This window comes from Rhodococcus sp. M8 (assembly GCF_015654185.1).
Classification (GTDB): Bacteria; Actinomycetota; Actinomycetes; order Mycobacteriales; family Mycobacteriaceae; genus Rhodococcus; species Rhodococcus aetherivorans.
Window position 1 is genome coordinate 24219 of record NZ_CP064066.1, and the last position, 25982, is coordinate 50200.

Annotated in this window: 21 protein-coding genes and 1 pseudogene; 8 read left to right on the forward strand and 14 right to left on the reverse strand. The window is 63.8% G+C overall.

Annotation, left to right across the window (positions count from 1 at the left end; all coding sequences use genetic code 11):
* Positions 1 to 5 precede the first annotated feature (5 nt).
* The gene (locus ISO16_RS27865; RefSeq protein WP_072636829.1) at positions 6 to 644 is read left to right on the forward strand and encodes an isochorismatase family protein; all 639 of its coding nucleotides are present in this window, start codon (positions 6 to 8) and stop codon (positions 642 to 644) included.
* A gap of 402 nt (positions 645 to 1046) precedes the next feature.
* Here the strand turns inward: ISO16_RS27865 and ISO16_RS27870 are convergent, their stop codons facing one another.
* Entirely contained in the window at positions 1047 to 1883 is an 837-nt protein-coding gene (locus ISO16_RS27870) for a CGNR zinc finger domain-containing protein (protein WP_326839328.1), read from the reverse strand.
* Here ISO16_RS27870 and ISO16_RS27875 point away from each other — a divergent pair.
* Both ISO16_RS27875 and ISO16_RS27880 read left to right on the forward strand, forming a co-directional pair.
* Positions 1777 to 2880: an LLM class flavin-dependent oxidoreductase gene (locus tag ISO16_RS27875; RefSeq protein WP_072636827.1), complete on the forward strand. Its 1104-nt coding sequence runs from the start codon at positions 1777 to 1779 to the stop codon at positions 2878 to 2880. The two genes, ISO16_RS27870 and ISO16_RS27875, sit on opposite strands and share 107 nt — an antisense overlap.
* 58 nt (positions 2881 to 2938) lie before the next feature.
* Positions 2939 to 3706 carry an NUDIX hydrolase gene (locus ISO16_RS27880; RefSeq protein WP_230304622.1) on the forward strand — a complete coding sequence of 256 codons (768 nt, stop codon included), beginning with the start codon at positions 2939 to 2941 and terminating at the stop codon, positions 3704 to 3706.
* A 518-nt stretch (positions 3707 to 4224) separates the two neighbouring features.
* Here ISO16_RS27880 and ISO16_RS27885 read toward each other — a convergent pair.
* The 8 genes from ISO16_RS27885 to ISO16_RS27920 all read right to left on the reverse strand — a co-directional run bounded on the left by ISO16_RS27885 (position 4225) and on the right by ISO16_RS27920 (position 13751).
* Positions 4225 to 4494 (reverse strand): hypothetical protein, encoded by a 270-nt coding sequence (locus tag ISO16_RS27885; RefSeq protein ID WP_139311044.1) that lies wholly within the window; start codon positions 4492 to 4494, stop codon positions 4225 to 4227.
* Positions 4495 to 5216: 722 nt separating this feature from the next.
* A complete protein-coding gene (locus ISO16_RS27890) occupies positions 5217 to 6449 on the reverse strand; it encodes an acetamidase/formamidase family protein (protein WP_206003409.1) in 1233 nt (410 codons plus the stop codon).
* Positions 6450 to 7367: 918 nt separating this feature from the next.
* Complete coding sequence (locus tag ISO16_RS27895) at positions 7368 to 8195, reverse strand: ABC transporter ATP-binding protein (RefSeq protein WP_072636825.1); 828 nt, start codon at positions 8193 to 8195, stop codon at positions 7368 to 7370.
* Positions 8192 to 9163 carry a FecCD family ABC transporter permease gene (locus ISO16_RS27900; protein WP_006935651.1) on the reverse strand — a complete coding sequence of 324 codons (972 nt, stop codon included), beginning with the start codon at positions 9161 to 9163 and terminating at the stop codon, positions 8192 to 8194. Before ISO16_RS27900 ends, ISO16_RS27895 begins: the two co-directional genes overlap by 4 nt.
* A 92-nt stretch (positions 9164 to 9255) precedes the next feature.
* Positions 9256 to 10296 carry an ABC transporter substrate-binding protein gene (locus ISO16_RS27905; protein ID WP_072636824.1) on the reverse strand — a complete coding sequence of 347 codons (1041 nt, stop codon included), beginning with the start codon at positions 10294 to 10296 and terminating at the stop codon, positions 9256 to 9258.
* 551 nt (positions 10297 to 10847) lie between these two features.
* Positions 10848 to 11492 carry a DUF2182 domain-containing protein gene (locus ISO16_RS27910; protein WP_195886209.1) on the reverse strand — a complete coding sequence of 215 codons (645 nt, stop codon included), beginning with the start codon at positions 11490 to 11492 and terminating at the stop codon, positions 10848 to 10850.
* Positions 11493 to 11686: 194 nt separating this feature from the next.
* Positions 11687 to 12343: a DUF1326 domain-containing protein gene (locus ISO16_RS27915; RefSeq protein ID WP_072636822.1), complete on the reverse strand. Its 657-nt coding sequence runs from the start codon at positions 12341 to 12343 to the stop codon at positions 11687 to 11689.
* A gap of 370 nt (positions 12344 to 12713) precedes the next feature.
* Complete coding sequence (locus tag ISO16_RS27920; RefSeq protein ID WP_006935633.1) at positions 12714 to 13751, reverse strand: aliphatic amidase; 1038 nt, start codon at positions 13749 to 13751, stop codon at positions 12714 to 12716.
* A 288-nt stretch (positions 13752 to 14039) separates the two neighbouring features.
* On the opposite strand from ISO16_RS27920, the gene acs reads away from it, so the two are divergent.
* The 4 genes and pseudogenes from acs to ISO16_RS27940 all read left to right on the forward strand — a co-directional run bounded on the left by acs (position 14040) and on the right by ISO16_RS27940 (position 20019).
* Positions 14040 to 15974: an acetate--CoA ligase gene (gene acs, locus ISO16_RS27925; RefSeq protein WP_075288621.1), complete on the forward strand. Its 1935-nt coding sequence runs from the start codon at positions 14040 to 14042 to the stop codon at positions 15972 to 15974.
* Positions 15975 to 16336: 362 nt separating this feature from the next.
* Positions 16337 to 17428: an AAA family ATPase gene (locus ISO16_RS27930; RefSeq protein WP_075288620.1), complete on the forward strand. Its 1092-nt coding sequence runs from the start codon at positions 16337 to 16339 to the stop codon at positions 17426 to 17428.
* Positions 17429 to 17502: 74 nt separating this feature from the next.
* Positions 17503 to 18705, forward strand: coding sequence for an NAD(P)/FAD-dependent oxidoreductase (locus ISO16_RS27935; protein ID WP_075288619.1), 1203 nt, complete (start codon positions 17503 to 17505; stop codon positions 18703 to 18705).
* Between the two features lie 448 nt (positions 18706 to 19153).
* A pseudogene (locus ISO16_RS27940) lies at positions 19154 to 20019 on the forward strand (hypothetical protein).
* A gap of 294 nt (positions 20020 to 20313) precedes the next feature.
* On the opposite strand, the gene ISO16_RS27945 reads toward ISO16_RS27940, so the two are convergent.
* The 4 genes from ISO16_RS27945 to ISO16_RS27960 are packed head-to-tail and all read right to left on the reverse strand — an operon-like array spanning position 20314 to position 23102.
* Positions 20314 to 21261 carry an energy-coupling factor ABC transporter ATP-binding protein gene (locus ISO16_RS27945; RefSeq protein WP_075288618.1) on the reverse strand — a complete coding sequence of 316 codons (948 nt, stop codon included), beginning with the start codon at positions 21259 to 21261 and terminating at the stop codon, positions 20314 to 20316.
* Positions 21258 to 22010 (reverse strand): cobalt ECF transporter T component CbiQ, encoded by a 753-nt coding sequence (gene cbiQ / locus ISO16_RS27950; RefSeq protein WP_083662563.1) that lies wholly within the window; start codon positions 22008 to 22010, stop codon positions 21258 to 21260. The genes ISO16_RS27945 and cbiQ overlap by 4 nt, the downstream gene beginning before the upstream one ends.
* 35 nt (positions 22011 to 22045) lie before the next feature.
* The gene (locus ISO16_RS27955) at positions 22046 to 22402 is read right to left on the reverse strand and encodes an energy-coupling factor ABC transporter substrate-binding protein (protein WP_075288616.1); all 357 of its coding nucleotides are present in this window, start codon (positions 22400 to 22402) and stop codon (positions 22046 to 22048) included.
* Positions 22389 to 23102 (reverse strand): energy-coupling factor ABC transporter permease, encoded by a 714-nt coding sequence (locus ISO16_RS27960; protein ID WP_006940504.1) that lies wholly within the window; start codon positions 23100 to 23102, stop codon positions 22389 to 22391. Before ISO16_RS27960 ends, ISO16_RS27955 begins: the two co-directional genes overlap by 14 nt.
* Positions 23103 to 24049: 947 nt before the next feature.
* Here ISO16_RS27960 and ISO16_RS27965 point away from each other — a divergent pair.
* A protein-coding gene (locus ISO16_RS27965) for an IS5 family transposase (protein WP_195886213.1) occupies positions 24050 to 24867 on the forward strand; the annotation gives its coding sequence in 2 pieces (ribosomal slippage) (positions 24050 to 24401 and positions 24401 to 24867; 819 coding nt in all).
* 32 nt (positions 24868 to 24899) lie between these two features.
* Here the strand turns inward: ISO16_RS27965 and ISO16_RS27970 are convergent.
* A complete protein-coding gene (locus ISO16_RS27970) occupies positions 24900 to 25901 on the reverse strand; it encodes an IS481 family transposase (RefSeq protein ID WP_040269858.1) in 1002 nt (333 codons plus the stop codon).
* Positions 25902 to 25982: the final 81 nt, after the last annotated feature.

Sequence of the window (25982 nt, forward strand, 5' to 3'; positions counted from 1 at the left end):
AAACTATGACCGCACCCCGCCGTGCTCTCGTCGTCGTCGACGTCCAGCAGGAGTACTTCGACGGACCGCTCGAGATCCAGTACCCGCCGCGCGAAGAGTCGTTCGCCAACATCGACGCCGCGATCGAGGCAGCCGCTGCCCACGACGTCCCGGTGATCGTCGTCCAGCACCACATGCCTGACGGTGCACCTGTCTTCGTCGAAGGCACGACCGGATGGTCGCTGCACCCCGAGCTCGAACAGCGGATCGACCCGGCCTGCAAGCGGGTGCACAAGCAGTACGGAAGCGTGTTCGCCGGCACCGATGTGACCGAGTGGCTGCGCGTCCGCGACGTCGATACCGTCACCATCGTCGGATACATGGCCAACAACTGCGACCTTGCCACCGCCGTGGAGGCCGAGGGTCTCGGATTCGCAGCCGAGGTCCTCTCCGACGCCACCGGGGCGATCCATCTCGCCAACGAGGCCGGGCAGGTCTCCGCCCAGTCCCTGCACACCACTCTGATGGTGCTGTTGCAGTCCAACTTCGCCGCGGTCGCCACCACCACGCAGTGGATCGAGGCCGTGCGGACCGGCTCGGCACTGCCCAAGTCCAACCTGGTCGAGTCCGCCCTGCAGGGCCGTTCGGCCGCAGCGCTCGTCTGACCAACCCTCGACACCACCGAACACCTTCCGGTTCCGGCCCGGCGCTAGTCCCTCACTGCGGTGGCATCGATCCACCGCAGTGAGGGGTCTTCGGTGACCCCGACGCGGGTGTGCAGGGCAGGCGACTGGCCGGCCTCTTCCAGGCCGATATAGCTCCACGTCGGTGACATCACAGCCGTGGGCCCAGCTCAGAGAGCGAAGGGGGTGCTCGTTTTGCGCCATCAGCGCCTCGACATCACCCTATGCCGACCGGGACGCCGGTCGATACGATGCCACAGCCGAAAGGCTAGGTGCCCGAAGATCGACGCCCCCTTCGGCAGCGGGAACGGAGGTCCGACACCGCCTCCATAGGGGCACATTCTGTTCACCGGAACGGGTCTGGCCGTCGTGACGACCTACCCCTCAGGGTTCTGCTCCCGGCCGAGCAGACGAGCTCGCTGGGTTCGGTTGCTTCGGCACGAGCCGGTCGTGTTTGCGGGCGTAGGCTCGGGCGGCTCGGACGCGGTCACCGCATCGGGTGCAACACCAATGCCGCCGGGCGTGACTGCGGAGCATGAAGCGATCGCAGGGCGACGCGTCGCACCGGGCGATCTGACCCGCCTGCTCGCCGGTGAGCAGGGTGGCAGCATTCTCGGCGATCTGCGCCATGGCGTGCTCGACGAGTTGTGTCACCGGATGTGCCGGAACTCGATGAAGTCCCCGGACGGGGTCGTGCTGTAGCAGTGCTGCACTGGGCACTGTTGTCAGAGCGCGATTGACCCCGTCCACGGCCTCGGGGCGAGGGGGGCTGCCCTGCACGTGCGCTGCGAAAACCGCCCGCAGGTCGTGTCGCAAGCCGGTGAGCTGCTGCTGACAGTACGTCAGCAGCGCGGTGTGTTCGGGGACGAGGCCGTGGCTGATAAGCCAGTCGGTGGCTTCTTCCGGACTGCTCAACTCGTCTGCCCGACGGTCGCCGGGCAGGCTCACCGTGCTGTTGACCAGCGCGAGGCTGATGTAGTCCGCGGTTCCCGGCGCCGGCGGGAGGGGGATTCTCGACATCTTTCTCACGGTATCAGTTGCCGATATCCGTGATGCGCCTGTTACAGTCGACCTCACGCCTATGCTTCGCTTTCTCCGTGAGAATCGAGATGAGATGCACCCCGCACGCCCCTCCGGTACCGCCCCGTTCGTCCTGTCCGTCCTCGACAACGCGCACACCGGCGTGGGGCAGACCGCCCGAGAGGCCTTCGCCGACATCATCGCGCTCGCCCAATTGGCGGAGCAGCGGGGATATCACCGGTTCTGGATGTCCGAGCACCATGCCATGCCCGCCGCCGCGGCCTCCTCGCCGCAACTGATGCTGTCCCGGCTGACCGGCGAGACCGAGCACATCCGACTCGGCGCGGGCGGGATCATGCTGCCCAACCATGCGCCGCTGGTGATCGCTGAGCAGTTCGGCATGCTCGACACCCTGGCCCCGGGACGGATCGACCTCGGGGTGGGACGCGCGCCCGGCACGGATGCACCGACCGCCGCGGCGCTGCGCCGACACCATGAAGGCAACGACGACTTTCCGCACCAAGTTCTGGAGCTGCTCGGATTCTTAGGCGACGACTTCCCACAGGGACACTCCTGCCGCAACGTTCACGCCGTGCCGGGGCCGTGGCAAGCCGAGCAGAATCGAGTACCACGCCCCGAGACCAGCCCCGAGCTGTGGATTCTGGGCTCGTCCCCGTACTCGGCCCGACTGGCCGGTCGGCTCGGCCGGCCCTATGCCTTCGCACTGCAGTTCGGCGACGCCGACATCGTCACGGCCATGCGCCAGTACCGGGAGAGCTTCCGCCCCTCCGAGGTGCTGGACAAGCCCTACAGCCTTGTCAGCGTCGGTGTGGTCGCTCACGACGATCGCGCCGAGGCTCGGCGGCAGGCGGCCTCGGCCGCCATGGCCATGCTCCGCATGCTCCAGCGCAAGACCTATCTGTTGCTCCCCCCGCAGGAGGTCGACGCCTACCCCGCCACCGTCCAGGAACAGCACATTCTCGACGCCTACACGCAGCGATTCCTCCACGGCACCGGCCCGCAGGTCGCCGACACCCTCGAGCGCCTCCAGGAGCAGACCGGTGTCGACGAGGTCATGCTCGTGGTGATGGGACATTCCCGCCGAACCCAAGCCCGCACCCTGGAACTGATCGCCGATCATTATCACCTGCCCGAACTCCGACCGACCGGGCAGCCCGCACACGTGGGCCAGGGGTGAGACACGCCGAAGTGTCCGCGCGACCGCCTCGCGCCGGCAAGCTCGAGACGACTGCCACGTGAACAACGAAAGCACCCCACCGGTGTCCCCCACCGAGACCGCTCACACCGTCGCCCCGAAGCGTCCGGATACAGCGGCATGCCTGGACCCGCTGACCGCCCCGGGACGGCAGCTGGCCGATCTCGTCACCCGGTCGCGCACCCCCCGATGGAGTCGGCCCGGACTACCGATCGCCACCGACGAACACCACCGAACCCTGCGCCCGAGTGCCGTACTCGTAGCGGCCACCCCAGTTCCGGGCGGCGACGTCGGCTTCCTGCTCGTCCAACGTTCCCGCTCTTCGCGCCTCCACCCCGGCGAGTACGCCTTCCCCGGCGGAGGGATCGATCCCGGCGAAACACCGGTGACCGCCGCTCTCCGAGAATGCCGCGAAGAGACCGGAATCGCTGTCACCGAGCGACAGATACTGGGCACCCTCCCCGCCCTGAACCTGATGGCCAGCGCGAACGTCGTCACCCCCGTGCTGGCCTGGCTCGCACGCACCGATCACTATCCGCTGCCCCGGCATTGGCACCACCACGAGACCCGGGCAACCCAGTGGACCACCCGCAGCCACCTCGTGGACCCGGCACACCGCATCACCGTGGTCCAGGGCGAGCACTGGTCCGGCCCGGGTTTCCGCCTCGCCGGCGAGTACATCTGGGGGTTCACCGCTCACGTCCTGGACTGGCTCCTCCACCAACTGCACTGGGACCAGCCCTGGGATTCCAACCGCTGCATCTCCATCGATATTGAGGAATCGCTCTTCCCGTGCGAACCGAAGTAACAGAATGTCTTTCGGTGATCTGTCTCCAGCACGTCAGCGCGACGTCGAATCGGAGCAAGCCTGCGAGCGTCTGCCGGGCGTCCACAGTCGATCGTCAGAGGTCGGTACCCGACGGATCACGCCAGAGTGCGTTCACTCGTCCGACGAGACTGCGGTTGCTCGCGCTAGAAGGTCCCGGATTTCAGAGGCCATGAGCAGTGGAGGCTGAAACCACCAACCCTCGTGGGAACTCGGCTGTCCGCTTTCTCACAGTCATGGAGGTAGGGACACTCCAAACTCAACGGTGGTGACGACGATCGGGTTGGTGTCGGTGTCGATCCCCGATCGGCCACCTTCGAGGCCCCTCCGTGCTCCGCGATCATTCGGGGCAGTTCGACGTATTCTGATGCGGCACCGATTCGTGCTCGTATGACGACGTGCCGGTGTTGCCAGCGAGTAGTGCCGTGACGCGCCGTGGCCGAGTCCGCCCCCAGGCGATGTCAATTCAGGGAGTGGGAGAGAGACGACTGCGCTTACGTCTACCTCGGAGGGCGCGCCGGATGGCTCAGGCCCGGGTAGCGACGGAACAGGGCATCTATCATCGCTTGAATTTCTTCCCGCTGCGCTCGCAGTCCCGCCACCTGGCATGGCGCTGTCGTGGCAGTGAAAGCGGTGCGACCGTGGGCATCGGCACGACATTCGAGACCGACCAGAGCATCGGTGACTGACAAAAGTTGATTGCGCAACAAACCGAGAAACAGCTGCCCTTGCAACTGGTCGGGATGGATGTCGATAGCGGATTCGTTCACCACCAGTACCTAGCGTCGTGAGTCATTGTCTGCGTTGTTGGAGACAGAGATGCGAGATCGGCGAGAAATCCGTCCGCCTCCCGGTGACATACGAAGCATCTCGGCCTGGCGTAGCTGTCGTGCTGGGACCCGCCAGAAGGCGGCAAGCTCGATGGACACACTGCAGTAGATACTCCTGGGCTGTGTCCCTCATCGATGGCGTCCTGGATGCCTACAGACGTTGAGTGGACCGCACCGACAGTCCGCGACCCCCTGCCGGCCAATAGCCTGAAAGCGTGCTCGTCGCAATCACCTGCGTCAACGCCTGCACTCAGGCCCAAGCGCGCTAGGACCTAGCGGCCACCGCATGGGTGCCGGCCGGCCCTGAACGCGGACCGACGCGGGCTTCCGCATGTCCACCGAATGATCCCTCTTCTGACGGTGCGCCTGCACCCGGCTCGCTACGTTTCGGACGTTGTCCGACTCCGTGAACACTCGTCGCCTCCTGCCCGTACGGTATGGCGTGAACGACAGACGAGAACCGGTCAGGGCATGCTGACAGACCAGAGAATCATCTCTATAGACAAGCGGAGGGCCCTTCAGGTGGTGGCTACGCCCATGGCGTAGCCACCACCTCCTCGTCGACTGAGCGGCCCGCGGCGTCCCTCGGGTCAGGCCTGTCTCCCAGCTCCCGTTACCACACGGCGGGTGGGCGCGGCACGAGCGCGCCCACCGAGCCAGTGTCAGTGGGGCAGAATGTCCTTGTCGAAGATGTCGACTGGAATCTTCAACGTAACTGCCGAGTTCGGAATGTCCACAATTCCACCCACATGCATCTCGCAGGGAGCCACACTGATGATCGTGTACGCCTGCTCAGCGTTGTACCCGAACTTGCCGAGGTAGTCGATCGCCTGTTCCACCGCATCGACAGCCGCCATCGTTGTATCGAGGTACTTCTGTTCCCGACCGCGTGCCGACAGTCCGGTGAACGACAAGTATCGGGTCCCAAAGTTCGGGTCGACGGGCGAGGGGCGCAACATCGGATTGCGGACCCCGTACTTTGCCATACCGCCCTTGATCAGGCCAAAACGAAGCCAGGTGGATCCATCCATTTCGATGGCGTTCCAAGTTATTTCACCGTCTCCTTCGGCGAAGTGCAGATCACCGCAGGAAAACAGCGCGCCCTCGACGAAGACCGGGAAGTACACCCGCGAGCCCCGCGATAGGTTCTTGATGTCGAGATTTCCACCATTTTCCCGGGGTGGCACGGTACGCGCAGCAGTGGCAGCGACGCGTGCCCACTCGTCACCTTCGAGGGTACGCAAGACGGATGTGGCGATCGCATCCTCCCGGGGGCCGGCCTGGCCGTCGCCGATCAGCGGGTCCTCGCGTTCGTTCCAGATCTGCAGGAGCTCGTGCGAGGGAGCAACCCCGATGACGCCGGGATGACTGATCGCCGGGATCTCGACACCCGGAACCTGGCGACTGGTGGCGAACAGACCATGCAGGTCCCACACAGTCTTGAATCCTTGCGGGAACCAGCTGGCCAGCGGGCCTCCCATGCCAGGCAGAATATTCGAGTAGCCGATACCGGACAGGGGTTGGACGTCGAGTACATCCACCACCAGCAGGTCCCCGGGCTGAGCGCCGTTCACATAGACGGGACCTGCGATTGGATGGGTGCGGGTGAGATCGATGGTGCGAATGTCATCGTCATCGTCGACATCATGGAGCTGATAGTCGTCGTATCCAGGGCTTTCGAGGATTACCTCGTCCCCAGGATCGAGTTCGTGCAACGGAGGAATATCGGGATGCCACCGGTTGTGGCCGAGTTCCTTCTGTTCAGCGAGAGGAACACCAACCTCGCAACCGAACCGAGGCACGCCCAAATCTCGGTTCGGAAAACGAGAGACGCCCGATCGGGTGAAATCGGCATCACCGGAAGCCGAACGGCCGAGGACTACATCGCTTGACATGGGAAAACCTCCAGAAGTCCACTGAAGTGACACATCACACACTATAGTTTCATTCGCAATGGTGTCAATAGAAATTAAATCTGCAGTGTCGGCTTCTGTGGCTCGGATAGGAGTCGGAGCTGCGTCGAGCAACTGCCGAGGTGGAAGCTGCAGCGCAACGGACAGTTAGTTACCCCCGGATCGTCGTGTCCAGGCAATCGGAACGAGGCGATAGACGGTGTGGCGGGGGGCGGAGCCAGCGTCGGCGGACGGCCAGAGGCATTCGGGCCGGCCGCGGCAGTGTGACGCGATCGGGGGCTTTCGTCGAGTCACCGTCGAAAGGCAAGCCCTTGACCGCGTCGGCAGGTGCCGCACAGATGATCCGCACTACGGGAGGCCAGACGCAAGGGACGGAAAGCCCTGCTCCGTCGACGATCCGAAGATGTCGACGAAACAGGGCTTCGGCAACCCGGATGCAGGGGGTTTCGGGATCTGCCCGTGCCCACGCATATGGTGGACACGCCGCCTCGCCCACGCGGCACGCCCACCGCTCGCCGACATGTTGCCTGCAGTGGATGCGTCCGGGACGAGCTGTCGACAGGTGTGGCCGTCCTCCCCGGCGACCATGTGCACCGTCGACATCTAGATATTACTCAATTCTGCTTTATAACACCAGCATTCATATTGAAGCGCACCACGATCATCACGAGATATGCTGCGGCTCAGCGACTCGCACAGTGTCGGTCTCGGCAGGTTCGTCGCCTTCGGCGGATCTCCTGACTCCGCTTCACCAGTTTCAGATGCCTTCCTCCACTCGAGGAACGGGCAGGCGGTCGTCGACGGGTTCCGGGTGGGCTTGCGACGTTGTTCTGTGATGACAGGCACAAAAGCCGTTCTGGAACAGAAGGTTGGCATTCTTGAGTCAGAGAAACGCGTGGATCATGGCTGTGCGCTCCCGGCCGTGACACTCGCACGGCTGGCTGAAGGGCGCGCAATCGTCGCTCGAGGAGTCCCTGGCCTGCGCAACCGGACAGTTGGAACCCCATCTTCGAGGACGACGTCGGTCTGTACTCCGTAGACATCCTCGATCAGCTCCACGGTGAGCGTGCCGGCCGGGGTCCCGTGGGCGGCGACGCGGCCGTGGTCGAGTACGAGGACTTGGTCGCAGAACATCGCGGCGAGGTTGAGATCGTGTAGTGCGACGATGCTGGTGATCGGCAAGCGGGTGATCAGCTCGAGGATGTCGAGCTGATGGGCGACATCGAGATGGTTGGTGGGTTCGTCGAGCAGCAGTTCGGTGGGTTGCTGGGCCAGAGCACGGGCGATCTGGACGCGTTGGCGTTCTCCGCCGGAGAGCGTGTGCCATTTGCGGTGGGCATGACATGCCAGACCGGTGGCGGCCAATGCCTGGTCGATCGCGTCGTGTTCGTCATCGTCGCGGCCGAACAGGTCGCGGTGCGGGATGCGGCCGAGTCGAACCACATCGTAGACGGTGATATCGATATCGGTGTGTGCGTGCTGACTGACCATGGCGACGCGTCGCGCGAGGGATCGTTGACCCATACTGTGCAGGTCGGTTCGGTCGAGGGTGACGGTGCCGAGGTCGGGACGGGCGGCGCCGGCGAGCAGGCGCAACAAGGAGGACTTGCCGGAGCCGTTGGGTCCGAGCAGTCCGATTGTCTGTCCGGTCGTCGGCGCGACGCTGATGTCGTCGACGACGAGGGCGCCGCCGCGGGACCAGGATACGTGGTGAGCGCTGAGGGTCATGGGGTGCTCCGGGTGCGGAAGAGCAGGACGGCGAAAGCCGGCACACCGATCAAGGCGGTAACCACCCCGACCGGTATCTCCTGGGGGGCGAACACGGTACGCGCGACGGCATCGACCCATACCAGAAAGACCGCTCCGATCACGGCGGCGACGGGCAGCAGACGGCTGTGGCGGGGTCCGACGAGAAACCGGGCGGCGTGCGGCAGCACCAGACCGACAAAACCGATCGCTCCGGCAGTACTGACCACCACCGCGGTGATCATTGCCGTGACAACCAGAAGCACCAGTCGGACACGGCCCACGGCGACGCCGAGGGTGGCGGCGGCGGACGAGCCGAAAGTGAATGCGTCGAGCGTCGAAGCCTGCCATAGACACACGGCGATGCCGATCGCGCACACCGCTGCGGCGGCGCTCACATCCGCCCAGGTTGCGCCGGCGAGGGAACCGAGCAACCAGAACAGCACGCCGCGTGTGCGTTCGGCATCGGCCGAGGACAACACGATGAACGAGGTCAACGCCGAGAACAACTGGGTGGCCGCCACTCCCGCCAACACGATCCGGGCGGTGCCCCCGCCGGCCCCGGCGGCCAGGGCCAGCACCAGTGCGAACGAGGCCAGCGCCCCGACGAACGCGCCGCTCGACAGGGACACCAGTCCGCCACCGACCCCGAGGACGGCCACGACGACCGCACCGGTGGAGGCACCGGAGGAAATGCCGAGCACGAAGGGATCCGCCAGCGGGTTGCGCAACAGGGATTGCAAGATCGTCCCGCACACCGCCAGCCCGGCGCCACAAATCGCGGCCAGCAGGGTCCGGGGCAGTCGTAGCTGCCAGACGATGCCCTCCCGAATCGGGGAGACGTCCGCGGCGGCGATACCGAGCTTGTCAAACAGCACGGCGTAGACCTCACCGATCGACAACTCTGCGGGACCGATGGTGACGGTGACCGCGATGGACACCACCAGCATGCACAGTACAAACGCCCCCACGCCTACCCACGTGGCGGTGCGCCTGGCGCGAATAGCCGGCCGTGGTGGGCGGATCGGTGGTGGTGACAGGCTCACCTGCGGTAGCCCCACTGTTCGAGTGCGTCGGCCACCTTCTCGATGCCGTCGACGGTGCGAATCGACGGGTTCAGGTCGGCGCCGTTGACGACGATGTAGCGCCGGTGACGCACCGCGGTCAGCTGCGCGGTGACCGGATTGGTTTCGAGGAAGTCGATCTTGCTGTCAAGGGCGTCCCCGGCGAGGCTGCGTCTGCTCAGGTCGGCGAGCACAAGCGCAGTGGGATCTCGATCGAGCACTGTTTCCCAGCTTACCTGCGGCCATTCATTGGTGGTGTCGTCGAAGACGTTCTTCGCGCCGACGGCGGCGGTGATGATCCCGGACGACCCGCAGCAGCCCGCCACGTATGGAGTGGAGATGTCGGCGAACCAAAATGCCAGGGTTGCCTGCGATGCGGCGATACGGTTGGCTGCCGCATCGTAGCGTGACTGCAGGGCGGCGACGAGTTGTTCCCCGCGTTCGCGCACGTCGAAAATGGCGGCCAGCTCGCGGATCTCCTGGTATACCGTGTCCATGGCCAGCGGCGTGGTGCGGTTGCCGTCGGCATTGACGCTGCTGTCGTCTATCCCGTCGCAGTCGGTCGGTGACAAGTAGGTCGGCACTCCCAGCTGCGCGAACTGAGCACGGTCGGCGACGCCACCGGGGCCGAGGGTGCCTCCGAAGGAGGCGGATACGAAATCGGGTTCGGTGTCGAGCACCGTCTCGATGGACGGGTTGTTCTCCGCCAATCGCGGCACCCGGGCATTGTCGTCGGCCAAGTTCTCGCGCACCGGGTCGGTCCACGTGGCGGTGCCGACCATCCGGTCTGCCAGCCCCAGGGAGAGCAGAATCTCCGCCGAACCCTGATTCAGTGCCACTGCACGCTGCGGCGGTGCCGGCACGGTGACCTCGACTCCACAGTTGGTGAGCGTCATGGGGTAGCTGGTACCGTCCGTCGCCGACGCCACGGAGTCTTTGGGGGCGGGGGTATCCGTGGTCGAGCATCCGGTGAGCATGAGAGCGAACAGCGCGGCGGACGCCGCGAGACGAGAACACATGACAGCGTCGACTCCTTGTGTCGAGGACTCGTACCGAGGCCGCGATCGCCACGGCACAGTGGTGCAATCGGGCCTTCCGCCTGAGGTATTGCGATTGCACGCCAGTGGACGCGTACCGGTTCCCTCACCGCTGCGTGGCGGCGCTGTGACCGGCGGCGGGAGTGCACTGCGGCGCGCGCATCACGGGTGGATCGGGTGAGGAGGTTTGTCGCGGGCCGGGTCCTGCTGGGCTGAGCTTTGCCGCAGGGACGATGGTCCTCCAGGGCGGAGTTTGCGGCCGTTTTCGAGGGCAATTGTCAGGTCCGGACGCGACGGCGCTGCATCGCAACTCCGTGGCGATAGTGGTGGACGAGCCGATCGCTGCGGACGAATCATTTCTCTGACCAGTCGCTTTCGCGCCATTTTGGGGATGGCCCCCGATGCAGGGGGGTGATCGGGGGCCATCCGTTTCCCCAGGAGGAGGTGCTCACTCCTGGAGAAGCTCTGGGTGTGCGGCTGTGACTACCGCCCGACGGACGGTGGCCATCTTCCCATGATAGGTGGAGCCAGGTTCAGTGATGGTGGTCGCCGGACTGCACGATGACAGGGCTGTGGTCGGGGACAGCGAACGGCATCGGAGCCCAGGCCGGATGCACCAGGATGACGGCTGCATACAGGATCATCCCTATTCCCATGACACGACTGAACCGCGGACCGTGCACCCAGGTCTTTTCTATCATGGCGATGACGCCCAGCACGACCATCGCCGGCAGGGACATGGTGCCGACCGCGATGAGGACGACCACCATCGCCGCACAGCAGCCCAGACAGGTCAGCCCATGAGCCAGTCCCGCACGCAGATCACGGTCCCAGCCGGTTCGCATCATGTACTGGGATACGAATGCCAGGGGCGATTGGCAATGATGCAAGCACCGTTCCTTGAGTGCCGAAAACTGGAACAGGCCCGACGCCGCAAGCAGTACCGCAGTGAAGCCCACGACCGGCAGCGACCCTGTTGAAGCAAGACGCTGGACGAAGACCCCCAGCACATACACCGGTATCCCGATCACCGACCAGACCAGTAGATAGCCGACAAGTAGGGCGGCGAGTCGTCCGATCCACATCGACGCTGATTGACGGCGGATTGCGGTCACATACAGCACTGTCGTGCGATGCACGGTCGGCAACATCATGGCAGTCATCATCAATGACCACATGAGAACGTACTGTCCCAACGCGGCCGCCGACAGCTCGGTACCGTGTGTGTGCCCTTGCTCCGACACGAACCACCAGCAAGCGAGCCCCGCAGCGACAGCCGAGGTGACGAGTAGACCTACCACCGCGACGTAGCTGACGGAGGTTCTCGCAGTGCGCCCGGAGCCCGCCGATGGGGCGGTGGCGGGTGAAGCACTCATTCGTTGGACCAGTCGAACGGAATGTGTTTGCTGGACTTGGCCGTCCACTCTCCGAGAAACCCGAAGTCCACCAGTTCCATCTTCGTAGGAACTCCCCAGGTCGCCGGCGACCCGCCGGTTTCCGATCCGGGCGGATTGAACGTCTGTACGCGTTGTCCTGGAGGCGTGGTGGGGCCGGACAGGGCGTCGACCGCGCCGCTGACCCGACCCGGCACGTCGATGCTCCACCGCGCCAGGTCCCCTTCGATCCGACACTCGATCGGGGCGTACTCCAGCTGGCGCACCGTCCCCAACAGGCCGACGAGGTTGGCGATCCACCCACCCTCCTGGCCTGTCCACAGACGCTCGAGCGCATCGCGCTGATCGGTATCGGCTCGCTCGTCGATGATGAGATCGTAGATCCCTTCGACGGGCTTGCTGGAATCCCACAAGTTCTCGCTCTTGATCTCGCCGATCGTGACCACCGTCAGACCGGACAGATCCAGCTCGCCGAAGTACCCCTCGTCGATCTGATACACCAGGGTGCCATAGCACACCCCATCGGTGGGAGGCTGTGCCATGGTGCAGCCGCAGGGCAGGATGCAACTGCAAATGTCGAACCACTGGCCTTTGAGATGCCAACGTGTCTGCTTCGAAGTGCCGGCAGTGGTCATAGGGTGATCTCCTGAAAGACGAATGGGGAGGGGAAGGGTCCTGCTGGTTCGATGACCCCGTGATGCGTCGCATCGGGGGTGGGACTGCTCGGATCTGGCAGTGTGACTTCGATAGCGGTATCCCTGGTGGGCAGAGTTGCGGGGGCTACGTCGCGGTCGCTTTCTGGGTACGGCATCGACCGTGCACTGCTCTGTCCCGGAGATTCCTCGAAGCACCGATATTGCAGTCGACTCGGCTTTGCGGTGGGGAAGGCAAGGAGGTTCGATCCGCGATTGCCCGAGTGGTCCTTTGCGGCCGGTACCGTCTCAATCCGATTCCACGCCGAGGTTTTTGGTCGCCACGGGTCGAACAGTCTGATCTGCGATGGGTTCAGGCATCCATGGTTTTCTCGGACGGAAGGTCGTACACGGGACAGTCGGCGACGCCGATGGTCTCTCGGGTGATGGCCTCGACAGCCTTCTGCGTGGCTTCGGCGTCATTGACCCAGTTCCGGTAGAAATCGAACGGGCAGTCTGCCACGCCCTTGTCCCCGTCGCCACCAGCGAAGACCCCGGTGTATCCGCGATGGAGCAGTTTGAACAGGTGATTCTGGGACTGGTCGTTTGCTCGGGCGTCTCGGATTGTGGACAGCGACAGCTGTGCGTACTGGACGCCGTAGTCTTCCTCGCCGCATTCGCCCAACGTGCGGCCGTCGAATCCGATGATGGCGCTATGTCCGAAGTACGAGTAGACACCATCGAACCCGGTGGCGTTGGCGACCGCGACGTAACAGTTGTTTGCCCAGGCCATGGCCTTCGCCATCAGTACCTGTTGTTCCTTCGAGGGGTACATGTAGCCTTGCGGACGAACGATCAACTCAGCACCTTTCATTGCGCAATCGCGCCAGATTTCCGGGTAGTTGCCGTCGTCGCAGATGATCAGCGAGATCTTGAGTCCTTTAGGTCCGTCGGTCACATAGGTCTGGCCACCGGGATACCAACCTTCGATCGGGGTCCACGGGAGAATCTTTCGGTACTTCTGCACGATCTCACCCTGATCGTTGATCAGCACGAGCGTGTTGTAGGGGGGCTTGTTCGGGTGATCCTCATGGCGCTCGCCGGTGATCGAGAAGACACCCCACGTCTTCGCGTCGCGGCATGCCTGCGCAAAAATGTCGGTCTCGTCCCCGGGAATCGTTGCCGCGGTGGCATACATCTCGTCGTTGTCATACATGATTCCCATAGTCGAATACTCCGGGAACACAACGAGATCCATACCGGGAAGGCCCGCCTTCATGCCGACCACCATCTTCGCAATGGCTCGCGCGTTCTCGAGGACGTCCGCCTTGGTGTGCAGTCGCGGCATCTTGTAGTTGACCACCGCCACACCCACGGTATCCGGGCTCGATGAAATGTCCCCGTGTCGCATCTAGGACTCCTTAGTGACTCGCCGGGCGCTCACGACCCGACATTTGCTTCCGATTTGAAGTGTTCCACATTGCATGAACTGCAACGTTGTGGACACGTTACGACACGACAGGGACGGCCACAAGCCCCATTCTCCGTAATCTCACCTGTTCACAGCGATAGGCAGGGTCCGTTCCTTCGCACGTCCACCTCCGTGGATCTTTACTTCCGTTAGGCAGCATGTATTCTCTGAGCATCGCCCGCTGCGGATGTACCAGCACTTCAAAGACGTTGAGAAAAGGTGCCTATCATGACGACCGTCCAACCTTCTCCAGCCACGACGTATCCGCCGTCCGCAGAGTTCGTCGCCACCGCCAACGCCGGTCCCGAGTTGCAGGCCGCCGCGGACGCCGACCGGCTCGGGTTCTGGGCGACGCAGGCCCGCCGGCTGGACTGGGCTACGCCGTGGACCGAGGTGCTGGACTGGTCCGAGGCGCCGGTGGCGAAGTGGTTCGTCGGCGGGCAACTCAACGTCGCCTACAACTGCGTCGACCGGCACGTGCTCGCCGGCAACGGCGACCGCGTCGCGATCCACTTCGAGGGCGAGCCCGGCGATTCGCGGGCGCTGACCTACAACGACCTGCTCGCCGAGGTGTCCAAGGCGGCGAACACCTTCACCGACCTGGGCCTGGTCGCCGGTGACCGGGTGGCGATCTACATGCCGATGATCCCCGAGGCGATCGTGACGATGCTCGCCTGCGCGCGCCTGGGCCTGACCCACTCGGTGGTCTTCGGCGGGTTCTCCTCGCACGCGCTGCGCTCGCGCATCGACGACGCCCGCGCCAAGCTGGTGGTCACCGTCGACGGACAGTGGCGCCGTGGCCAGGCCGCTCCGCTCAAGCCGGCCGCCGACGAGGCCCTCGCCGAGGCCGCGTCGGTGCAGCACGTGCTGGTGGTCAAGCGCACCGGCATCGACGTCGACTGGACCGACGGACGCGACCTGTGGTGGCACGAGACGGTGGACAAGGCCTCCGCCGAGCACGAGGCCCAGCCGTTCGACGCCGAACATCCCCTGTTCATCCTCTACACCTCGGGCACCACCGGTAAGCCCAAGGGCATCGTCCACACCTCCGGCGGTTACCTGACGCAGGCCTCGTACACCCACCACTACGTGTTCGACCACAAGCCGGGTCAGGACGTGTACTGGTGCACCGCCGACATCGGCTGGGTCACCGGGCACAGCTACATCGTGTACGGCCCGCTGTCCAACGGCGCGACCCAGGTCGTCTACGAGGGCACCCCGAACTCGCCGAACGAGCACCGGCACTTCGAGATCATCGAAAAGTACGGGGTGAGCATCTACTACACCGCCCCCACCCTGATCCGCACCTTCATGAAGTGGGGCCGGCAGATCCCCGACGCGCACGACCTGTCCTCGATCCGGTTGCTGGGTTCGGTGGGTGAGCCGATCAACCCGGAGGCGTGGCGCTGGTTCCGGGAGGTCATCGGCTCGGGCAAGGCCCCCATCGTGGACACCTGGTGGCAGACCGAGACCGGCGCGATCATGATCTCCCCGCTGCCGGGCATCACCGCCACCAAGCCGGGCTCGGCGATGGCGCCGCTGCCGGGCATCTCCGCCAAGATCGTCGACGACAACGCGGCCCCGCTCGGGGCCGGCGGCAACGGCTACCTGGTGCTCGATCAGCCGTGGCCGTCGATGTTGCGCGGCATCTGGGGCGACATGGACCGGTACAAGGACACCTACTGGTCCCGGTACGCCGAGGAGGGCTGGTACTTCGCCGGTGACGGCGCCCGCTACGACGAGGACGGCGCCCTGTGGGTCCTCGGCCGCGTCGACGACGTCATGAACGTCTCCGGGCACCGCATCTCGACCTCGGAGGTCGAGTCCGCGCTCGTCGGGCACCCGGCCGTCGCCGAGGCCGCCGTCGTCGGTGCCGCCGACGAGACCACCGGCCAGGGCATCGTCGCGTTCGTCATCCTGCGCGAGGGCGTGGAGAACACCGGCGATGCGCTGATCGCGGAACTGCGCAACCAGGTCTCGACCGAGATCTCCCCGATCGCCAAGCCCCGGCAGATCTCCGTCGTGCCGGAGCTGCCCAAGACCCGCTCCGGCAAGATCATGCGCCGCCTGCTGCGCGACGTCGCCGAGGGCCGCGAACTCGGCGACACCTCCACCCTGGTCGACCCGAAGGTCTTCGGCGGTCTGCGTTCCGGCAATGCCTGAGGGACAGTTCCTCGGTGGTGTCGGGACCACTCATCCGCTCGCCGACCACAGCGATGAGCGGTTCGTACGTGGAGCAGTCGCTGCTCGCTCCCTTACGAACCGCCAGTACCGTACCTCCGACACGATCCGGTCATGGAATGGATCCGCTGTCATTCCGACCGAAGCAACGAACCCGCAGCAAACGCGTTCTAATCGACTTGCTGCAACGTCGGCCGGCTCTGGCCGATGCCGCCAGCAACGCCGGTAGAATCTGCGGATTCTGCCTGGTAGTTGTGTCTACAACAAGACTTGTTCTTCAGTGGCGCATCACGACATGCCAACTAGCTCAGCAATTCCATTCCTGCTCCGGAGGGAGAAAGATCTTGTCCGGCTATTTGTCCGAAAAAGTCAACGACATGAATTCGGGGCATGTCAGTAAACCGGCTCCGTACGGTTTCCGCATGGGTCGGAGTACGTCACCGTCACAATTGTCGGACAATCTCAAGAATGCGATCATCGGGCAGGACGAGGCGATCGACGCCGTTGTCCGAGCGCTCACCATCGCCGCTGCCGGAATTCGAGATCCCCATCGCCCCATTGCATCATTACTCTTTGTCGGTCCGACCGGAGTCGGAAAAACTGAACTCGCACGGCGTCTGGCCGCGGAAGTCACCGGAGATCCCGACAGGCTATGTCGTATCGATATGAATTCACTGGCACAAGAGCACTATTCGGCGTCAATTTCCGGAGCTCCACCCGGATACGCTGGATCGAAGGAGCAGTTCACTCTTTTCAATCGCGAGCTCGTCGAGGGTAACATTTCGCGTCCCGGTATCGTTCTGTTCGACGAAGTGGAAAAGGCTCACGCTACAGTACTCCGGTCGCTACTCCAGGTCCTCGACACCGGAATGCTTAATTTGACGTCCGGCACGTCTACCATCTCGTTCCGGAACTCGATCGTGCTCTTGACGTCGAATTTGGGTTCGGCCGAGATCGCCACGCGTCTACGCGCAACAAGACACACGTTCCTTTCCAAGCTACGCGGGAAATTGTCGAGGACCTCCGACACCATCGATTCCGTCGATGATGCGGTGTCGACCGCGGTTGAGGAATTTTTCGATCCCGAGTTGTTCAACCGTTTCGACGAAATCGTGCAGTTCAAGCAGCTCACCAGGGAAACTTCCCGGGCGATTGTCGACCTCGAATTGGCTCGGCTACAGGCTCTACTATCGGCACGAAATATTTCTTGGTCGCCGAGCGAAGCAGTGCTCGATCACCTTGTGCATACTGGATTTGACGCGATATACGGAGCTCGGAATCTCCGGCGAGCCGTACGGCTGCAGTTGCATGCGCCGATCGCGCGAGTAATCGTCTCCACAGAATCGGCCGTCAGGCCACTGCACATACTCACCGAAGTTCGTGATGGGGTGATCATCGCGACCGCGGCGAAGTGCACTGAGTCCTCAGAACGATGAGGTTCCATTCGGCCTGACCGCACTCAGCAGTAGATTTCTTTGTCGGAGAAATCGGAAGGATCGGACAGCGCCACATGTCCTCACTCACCGCTCATCACGAAATCGTTGTACTCGGGGGAGGCAGCGCCGGAATCAGTGTGGCTTCGCGCCTGCGACGCCGCGGGCATGACGTCTGTGTCGTCGATCCGGCAGTCACACACTATTACCAGCCCCTATGGACCTTGGTCGGCGGTGGGTGTGCGAGCATGACCGAAAGCGGCCGCCCTCAGGCGTCGGTCATGCCCAAAGGAGTGTCGTGGGTTCGCAGTGCCGCGGAAGTAGTCAGTCCGGAGCGCAAGGTGATTGTCACCGACGACGGACGTGAACTCGGATATGACCGACTCGTGGTTTGTCCCGGCTTGCAGTCCGATTGGGACGCGATTCCCGGAGCACACGCAGCTCTGGCCACTCCCTTTGCCTCAAGCAACTACGTCCGCGATTTGGTGCCCAAGACGTGGGAACTGATCCGGAACATGCGGGCGGGCACCGCTGTGTTCACGATGCCGTCCGGACCGATCAAGTGTGCGGGTGCGCCTCAGAAGATCGCCTACCTGGCTTGTGACCACTGGGACCGACAGGGCGTCTTAGGTGATATCCGGGTGGTGCTCGTGCTGCCCCTAGCGGCGATGTTCGGCATCGCATCCTTCGCTGACGAACTGACCCGTACTGCAGCGCGGTACGGAATCGAAGTCAGGCTCAACAGCGAGCTGAGCAGAATAGACCCGGACGGTCGCCGAGTGACAATCGTTGATCGCCACGCCGACAGTTCCGACACGCTGACCTACGACCTGCTGCATGTCGTGGCCCCGCAATCGGCCCCGGACTGGATCAAGGACTCCCCGCTGTCTGATCCTCTGAATCCGGGCGGGTGGGTCGATGTCGACCAGCACACCCTGCAGCACAATCGATTTCCCGACATCTTCGCTCTCGGTGACGTGGGATGGACGCCGAACGCCAAGACAGGTGCGGCGGTACGTAAGCAAGCCCCTGTCGTCACCGAGAACCTCACCGCCTCGCTGTCCGGCCGGCCGCTTCCGGCGAGATACAACGGATACGGATCGTGTCCGTTGACCACCTCGCGAAAGACTGTGCTACTCGCCGAATTCGACTACACGGCCACGCACACGCCGTCCTTGCCATTGATCGACACCGCCAGGTCACGGCGGGACATGTGGTATCTCAAACGATACGGATTGCCCTTCATGTACTGGAACATGATGCTCAAAGGCCGCGCTTGACGACGCTGCCGCGTGTCGTCGGCCCGAGCTGACGTAGCCGATCCCGGAACGCACCATCCGAGGGCGCTCTCTACCGTTGCCGCCCCAGTGCACTCCCTCGTGAGCACGGACGTGGGAGGAATACGCCGGCTTTCGGCGTATTCCTCCCCTGTAACGATCGGCTGTAATCGTTGGCAAGACCCATTTACCCGTCCTGGCCGGACAAAATCTAGGCAGGCGTCGCCGCCTTCGGGGCGCAAGGCCGGTGGTGCTGCCGCCAGCAGTGCCGGTGACCTTGCCGCGATCCCAAGAGGACAGCGGAGTATTCCACACGAAGCGGCAGCTCAGCCCTGATCCACCGATGTTGGTCGCTGTGTTGAGCGTGGTATAGAACAAGGATGCCCTTCCCAGCAGGGAAGATCTGGATTGCGACGTCCGATCCGAACTGCACAGGAAGGGCACCTCGTAGGTGAAACCCTCTCACACGATTCGCCAGGTGTTCGACGATCCCAACCTCGTGTCGACCGCGGGTCTGGTCCCGGCGCTGCGGCTGGCCGAATCAGCCGGCCTGTACGAGTTGCTCGAGGCGCTGACGGTGCCGTCCCCGAACGCTGCCGTGAAGACGACGAGCGTGCTCGCGGGAATAGTTGCGGGTACGGATTCGATCGACGACCTGGATCTGCTCCGCCACGGCGTCACCGGCAGGTTGTTCGCCGGGGTGATCTCCCACTTTGAAACACGGCCTCGATCGAGTATCCCCACGCGGTGTGGGACGAGGAAGAGCAACGCTGGATCAGCGACGCCGAGATCGCCGAGGTCCCATTCGTGGCGTTCACCGGCCGACGCAAGGCCGAGCACGTCGCGTGCCGGCTCGTCGTGCGGCGGGTCAGGCGCCTGCAACCGTCGGCGGGTGACGGCAGCGAGCAGGGCGAACTGTTCGCCACCTACCGACACCATGCGTTCATCACCAACAGCACCCTGCCAGCGGTCGCCGCCGATCGGCACCACCGTGACCACGCGATCGTCGAGCAGGTCATCGCCGAACTCAAGGCCGGACCCCTGGCTCACCTGCCCAGCGGCAAGTACGCGGCGAACGCTGCGTGGGTGGCACACGCGGTGATCGCGTTCAATCTTGCCCGCGCTTGCGCGGTTGCCGGCGACCTGCCCAAAGCACGCTGGGCCAGCGTGCGCACCTGGATCATCAACCTGCCCGCCCGTATCGCCACCTCCGGGAGACGGCTCGTTCTCCACCTGCCCGACCGCTGGCCATGGATGGCGGCGTGGCAGTCGCTCTGGGTGGCAGCGATCGGACCACCTGCACCGGCAGCACCCTGACCACCGAGCCGCACCCTGGCGCAACTGAGGAACCTGAAGACGTGGAAGGGCCGGCACCCGGCCGGCGACTTCGCCATGCCCACCCCCACATCGCCACACCGCGGCCGCGAAATCAGCCAACCCGGATCTGCATCGGTGGATCAGGGCTCAGTCGATGCTGTGCACCTTTTCCAGGCCGTCAATACCCTCAACCGAGTCGGCTCGGGAAACGGCCAGGGATTCGATCGTTTTCGCGAGCCGAATGCTCAGCCGAAAATCGGCGTGTTTTCCGTCATCGAGGCCACCGGGCGTGAACTATCTCGTCACAGCGGGAGCACTAGATGACAGATCAGCCGGAATGCTGGCATGTCGATCCACCTTGGAGTCCCATTCCAGCGCAGAGGGGCTCTGTATGGAGGTGACACGGGGCAATAATGTTTCGGAAATCTGTTTCGCGCATTCTCCCGTATTTCGCGGCACGGAACGCGGTAGTTCGACACCGAGTGTGCGTAGGTGATCCCATAGGTCGATCAGCCAAGGCGGCCGCAATCGTGCCGCAGCCATGAGGTCACCGTCGCGCAGTAACCGGTCCGGGTCTCCTTGCCAGACCTTGCCTCCCTGTACCACCGCCACGGAGTCGGCCCATTCGAAGGCAAGAGCGGTGTCGTGAGTCGACAAGACGACCGTCGTCTGCTTTTCCTCAAGTCGGCCGAGCGCACGGAACATCTCCTCGATGCCTGCCGGATCAAGCCCAGCCGAGGGTTCATCCAACAATAGAACGCAAGGTCGCATCGCCATCGCACCTGCAATGGTCACGCGCTTGCGTTCTCCGTAGGACAGCTCATGTGTGGGCCGGCTGGACAGGGATTCGATGGACAGTAGGTCGAGCGCCTCAGCGACTCGTTCGGAAATTTCTGCTCGTTCTAGGCCGAGATTCGCCGGTCCAAACGCCACATCATGTGCGACATCTGCCGAGAACAACTGGTCATCGGGATCCTGCAGAACTAGCTGAACGGATTGCCTGTGGCGCCGAAGCCCGCAGCGGTCATGCCGAAGCGGAACGCCGTCGACTTCGACGATTCCGCGCGTGGGCCTAAGGGAGCCAGCGAGGATCTTCAAGAGCGTGGTCTTACCGGATCCGTTGGCCCCCAGGATAGCAACACGTGATGCCGGCGGAATGTCGATAGTTGCGTCGGTGAGGGGTTCGACTCCTGAGGGATAAGCGTAGGATACGCCTCCGGCGCGTAAAGATAAGTGGCTCAAGGCAATATTCCTTCCAGCAGGGATGCCCCAACAATCGCGCTGAACGTCAACGCGCAGGCGCCGATGAAACGCCAGTTCACAATCGGTTCATCGAGCGTCGGCATCGATATTCCGAAGTCCCGCCCTGCGAGTCCCATCTCCAACCGGCTAGCCTGCGACCATGCTCGAGTAAGCACCGCTGCGGTGAGCAGCCCCGCCGAGTTGAGTGTGCGTCTGGCAGTCGAGTATCCGAGGCGCGAGATCTGTGCTTGCCGGATTACCGAGATCGACTCGAGCAGAACAAATACCAGTCTGTACATTACGGTAACCACGTCGATGCACGGTCCCGGGACACCGAGCCGTCGGAGCGATCCCATCACCGTGGTGATGGGTGTCGTGGATGCAAACATCAGCATCGCGATGGATGCGGTTATCGCTCGAGCGGCCAGCGTCGCTCCGTGTACGACTCCTTCTTGGGGTACTGACAGTTGCCAGTTGTTCAAGTCCACCGAGAGCATGGTCGATGCGGCCGCGATGAGGATGAATGTCGCAGGCCCGCGAGCGCAGCGGAGCATATGCCCTAATCGGATACCAGCCGGTTTGGAAGTTATTAGGCATACCGACAGCAGCAGCGGGATCGTCGGCCAGGGCGGCAACGTCAACGCCAGAACCGTGACACCGCCGTAGAGCACTGCCTTCTCCGCTACCGATTTTTGCCGCCAGGGACTTCGCCATGCGACAGTGTCGATTCCTGCTGCACTCGAGGCCATTGCGCTCCCTTCGGCGGGGACACCCCCGTCCCATGTCAATCTTCAGGCTCTGCGGCGGCCGCCGGGACCGGCGTCGTCGAACGCGATCCTGACTCGGCTCGTCGCCGCTGCCAAAGTGCGCCCAGAGCGAATCCAAACACTCCTGCACCGAGCGCGGCCTGCAATGCAAAGAGACCCGATTCGATCTCTCCTGATGTCGGTGTGAAGACCGGTGCGAACCAGGGACGGTATTCGGGGTTGTTTTCTTCGATGTACTCCGTAGCGGCTGTGTCGCTGCCGACGAAGCTTGAGTCCGCTGCTTGATCCCGGTTCATCCATATCGATGCGTAGAATATTACAGCGATCGCGATTACCAATGATGCGCTCGTGAGCGCAGACTTATGACGCGACATAGGTATCCTCCGTCCGGGCCTCTGCTCCGCGCCGGGCACGACGTGTCAGCACTCTCAGGCTTGCAAGCTCCGGACCGGCGATGTGGCGCAGCGTGCGGAATACCAGAACTCCGAGCAGTCCCTCGATGACAGCGAGCGGAATCTGCGTGATCGCGAATACCGAGAGGAACTTCACCAGCGAGCCCAGGATCCCGCTTGTCGCATCGGGGAATGCTACTGCCAACTGGACCGAGGTCGTGCAATAGGTGGCGAGATCGGCGCAGAACATCGCGGCGAATATGCCCACAGCTACTGGCGCGTTGAGTAATCGTAGCCCTCGCCAGGCGGCGTACCCCACCCATGGACCGACGATCGCCATGGAGAAGGCATTAGCTCCGAGGGTTGTAAGGCCACCATGCGCTAGAAGAAGTGCCTGAAAGAGAAGGACTACGGTCCCCAGAAAAGCCATCACCGGAGGGCGGAACAGCACTGCTCCGAGACCGGTCCCGGTTGGATGACTCGAGGTACCTGTCACCGACGGCAGTTTGATCGCCGATAGTACGAATGTGAATGCTCCTGCAGCGCCCAATAGCAGTCGCGTCTCAGGTCGTTCACGTACCTGGCGTACCACCGCGGTCGCGCCATGAACAACGAAGGGCGCGGCCGCCACCGTCCAGGCCGCCGCTTGAAGTGGCGGTAAAAATCCTTCTGCGATATGCATACTGGCAAGCTCCTTTCCAGCGGAATCTGAGAACTCGCGCTCCCAAGAGGCCGGCCGACCAGGGGGCGAACGGCGCTAAACGTGGACTGTCCGATTGAACGTCTACAACCTTGCGAATCTATGACCGCCGCTGCTCGGTGTGGGGCTGTTCCTGCGTCGGCATCGATCGTGCATCAGTGGCAAACCCCTTCCCATGCCTCGGTTCGTGCCACCGCCACGTAGGCGGCTCGTAGTTCATACCTGCACATCCCTTGAGACAGACCGCTGTACGGAGCCGACTCGCCCGTCCGTCGCCGGTGGTACACGCACGGCTGTGGGGTTGTGTGCTCTCAGGGTAGACCAGATACTGTCATTGTGAAGTAGATTTTCGTAAGATTCTTGTAACGCGCCGAACAGGCAGGGTCGGGCGAGTCCTCACGCCGACGGTAGCCCGACATGGGTCCCAGGCCCAAAGGCGTGCACAGCGAACATTAGTTACAGAACGCAATTTTCAGAGAGAGATGAACCCGTACGACCAGCTGACCGAATGTGGGTTTGGCACGGACACGGAGAATCGTGCTGCGGTTGCCCAGCTGGTGCACCTCCGGCGGAATTTCCCAAGCCCTAGGTGTCTCCAGGCTTCACGTGCCGGCTACGTTACCGAGCGCAGAGTCACTGGCCGACGGGAATGCCCGTGAACGTCGATTCCCCGTGAGACCGGTAACGACGTGACCCGCCGGCCCTGGGGCGAGGCCCCTCTTTGGCCCCTATCCGGCGCGCACCTGCACGATCTCCGGCTTCGACACACTCGCCCCGACCGCTCGCTCAAGAGATCCCAGGCTCCACAGCAGGTTGGGACCGTGCGGCCGATCGGTCCGCCGTTTCGAACGACACGAATGTGCGGTTCTCCACCTCCATGATTTGGTTAAGAGCGTGTCTTGTATGGATCAGATCCTGTGTACGGCATGATGCATGTCGTGGTCGATGCGTTGTCTACTCGGTTGGTGCCGGATGCGTTGTGGGAGATCGTCGAACCGCTGCTGCCTCGGTTCTCGCCGAGGCCGCAGGGCGGCGGGCGGGGGGCGCTGGACGATCGGGCGGTGTTCACCGCGATCGTCTACGTGCTGACCAGTGGCTGCGCCTGGCGGCACCTGCCGCCGTCGTTCGGGGTCAGCGTCCCGACCGCGCACCGCCGCTTCGCCGCGTGGGTCAAGGCCGGGGTGTTCGACGAGCTGCACCGCCAGGTCCTCGACCGGCTCGGCGCCGGTGGGGACCTGGACTGGTCCGCCGCGATCCTGGATGCAGCGCACGTCCGGGCGAAAAAGGGGGATCTTTGACCGGTCCCAGCCCGGTCGATCGCGGGAAGAACGGCTCGAAGATCCACATCCTCTCCGATGCCGAGGGCATTCCGCTCGTGACCGCGGTGACCTCGGCAAACACCCACGACAGCGTGATGCTGCAGCCCATGGTGACCGCGATCCCCGCCGTGCGGTCGCGCCGTGGGCCGCGTCGTCGGCGACCCGGCCGGTTGCGGGCGGACAAGGGCTACGACTACCCCGTGCACCGCCGGTGGCTGCGCGCACGGGGCATCGTCCCACGGATCGCGCGCCGGGGCGTCGACAGTAGCGAGCGCCTCGGCCGGTACCGGTGGAAGATCGAACGCACCCTCGCCTGGCTGACCGGATACCGGCGCCTGACGATCCGCTACGAACGCTACGGCGAGCACTTCGCCGGTTTCCTGCAACTCGCCGCCGCGCTGACCTGCTGGAAGAAGCTCGCCAAATGAGACATCCACTAAGGCCGTCGATCGAGCACACGTTAACTGTATGAGGCCATGACGTTGGTGACACCGGTCCGGAGTTTGCTCGCGGGCGGCCGGTTACCGACGGCAGTATGCGGGCGATGATAGTTGTAGTGCACATTCCACACGTGTAGCGCCTGGGCGCGTTGCCGTTCACTGGCCCAGACGCGGGCGTAGAGGAACTCCTCCGAAAGGATCCGGTTGTAGCGCTCGACCTTCCCGTTGTGACGGGGCGTGTACGGGGTGATCCGCTGGTGCCGGCCACCGTGCAGGACTTTCGCGAAGTCCTTCGCCCGGTAGCAGGACCCGTTGTCGGTGACGACCCGGTGGATGTGCACGATTCCGTGGGCGGCGAAGAACACCCGTGCGCGGTGCATGAACCCGATTGCCGTGGCGGCTTTCTCGTCGTTCAGCGCCTCGGTATAGGCAAGGCGGGAGAATCCGTCGACCGCCGAATGCAGATAGACGTAGCCGGCGCGGGCACCGGCGGTTTTGGCGCGCTCGACCTTCTTCGCCTGGTTGCTGCCACGACCGTGGACCCGCCAACCCCCGCCGTCGGGGATACGGCCGACTTTCTTGATGTCGACGTGCACCATATGGCCGGGCCAGCGGGCGATGATTCGGCGTGGTTCCCGGTTGTTCTCGCCGTTCGGGTCGAGGAACTTGCGCCGGTTCAGGCCGAGGTGAGCGAGGTGTCGGCTGACGGTGCGCACCGAGATGGTGATGCCGTCGGCGCCCAGTTCGTGGGCGATGCGGGCTGCGGACCATTTGCGGGTCCGGCGCAGTGTCTCGATCCGCGTTACGGTCTCGGCCGGTGTTGCGGTGGGCTGGTGGTGCGGCACGCTGGGGCGGTCGAGCAGACCGAGTTCGCCGTGTTCGCGGTAGCGGGCCATCCATTTGCTGGCGCAGGCTCGGGAGATCCCCATCTCGGCGGCAACGTGGGAGAGCGGGCGGGTCTGGCAGCGCTCGACGAGACGGCGGCGACCTTCGACGGACAGCGGGGCGTTACGGTGGAGCACGGACGGGTTCTTTCGTTCGGCGGATGAGTTGGTGGTACTTCCCATCCTGCCGTCGGAGGACCCGTCCGCCTTCTTCAACCC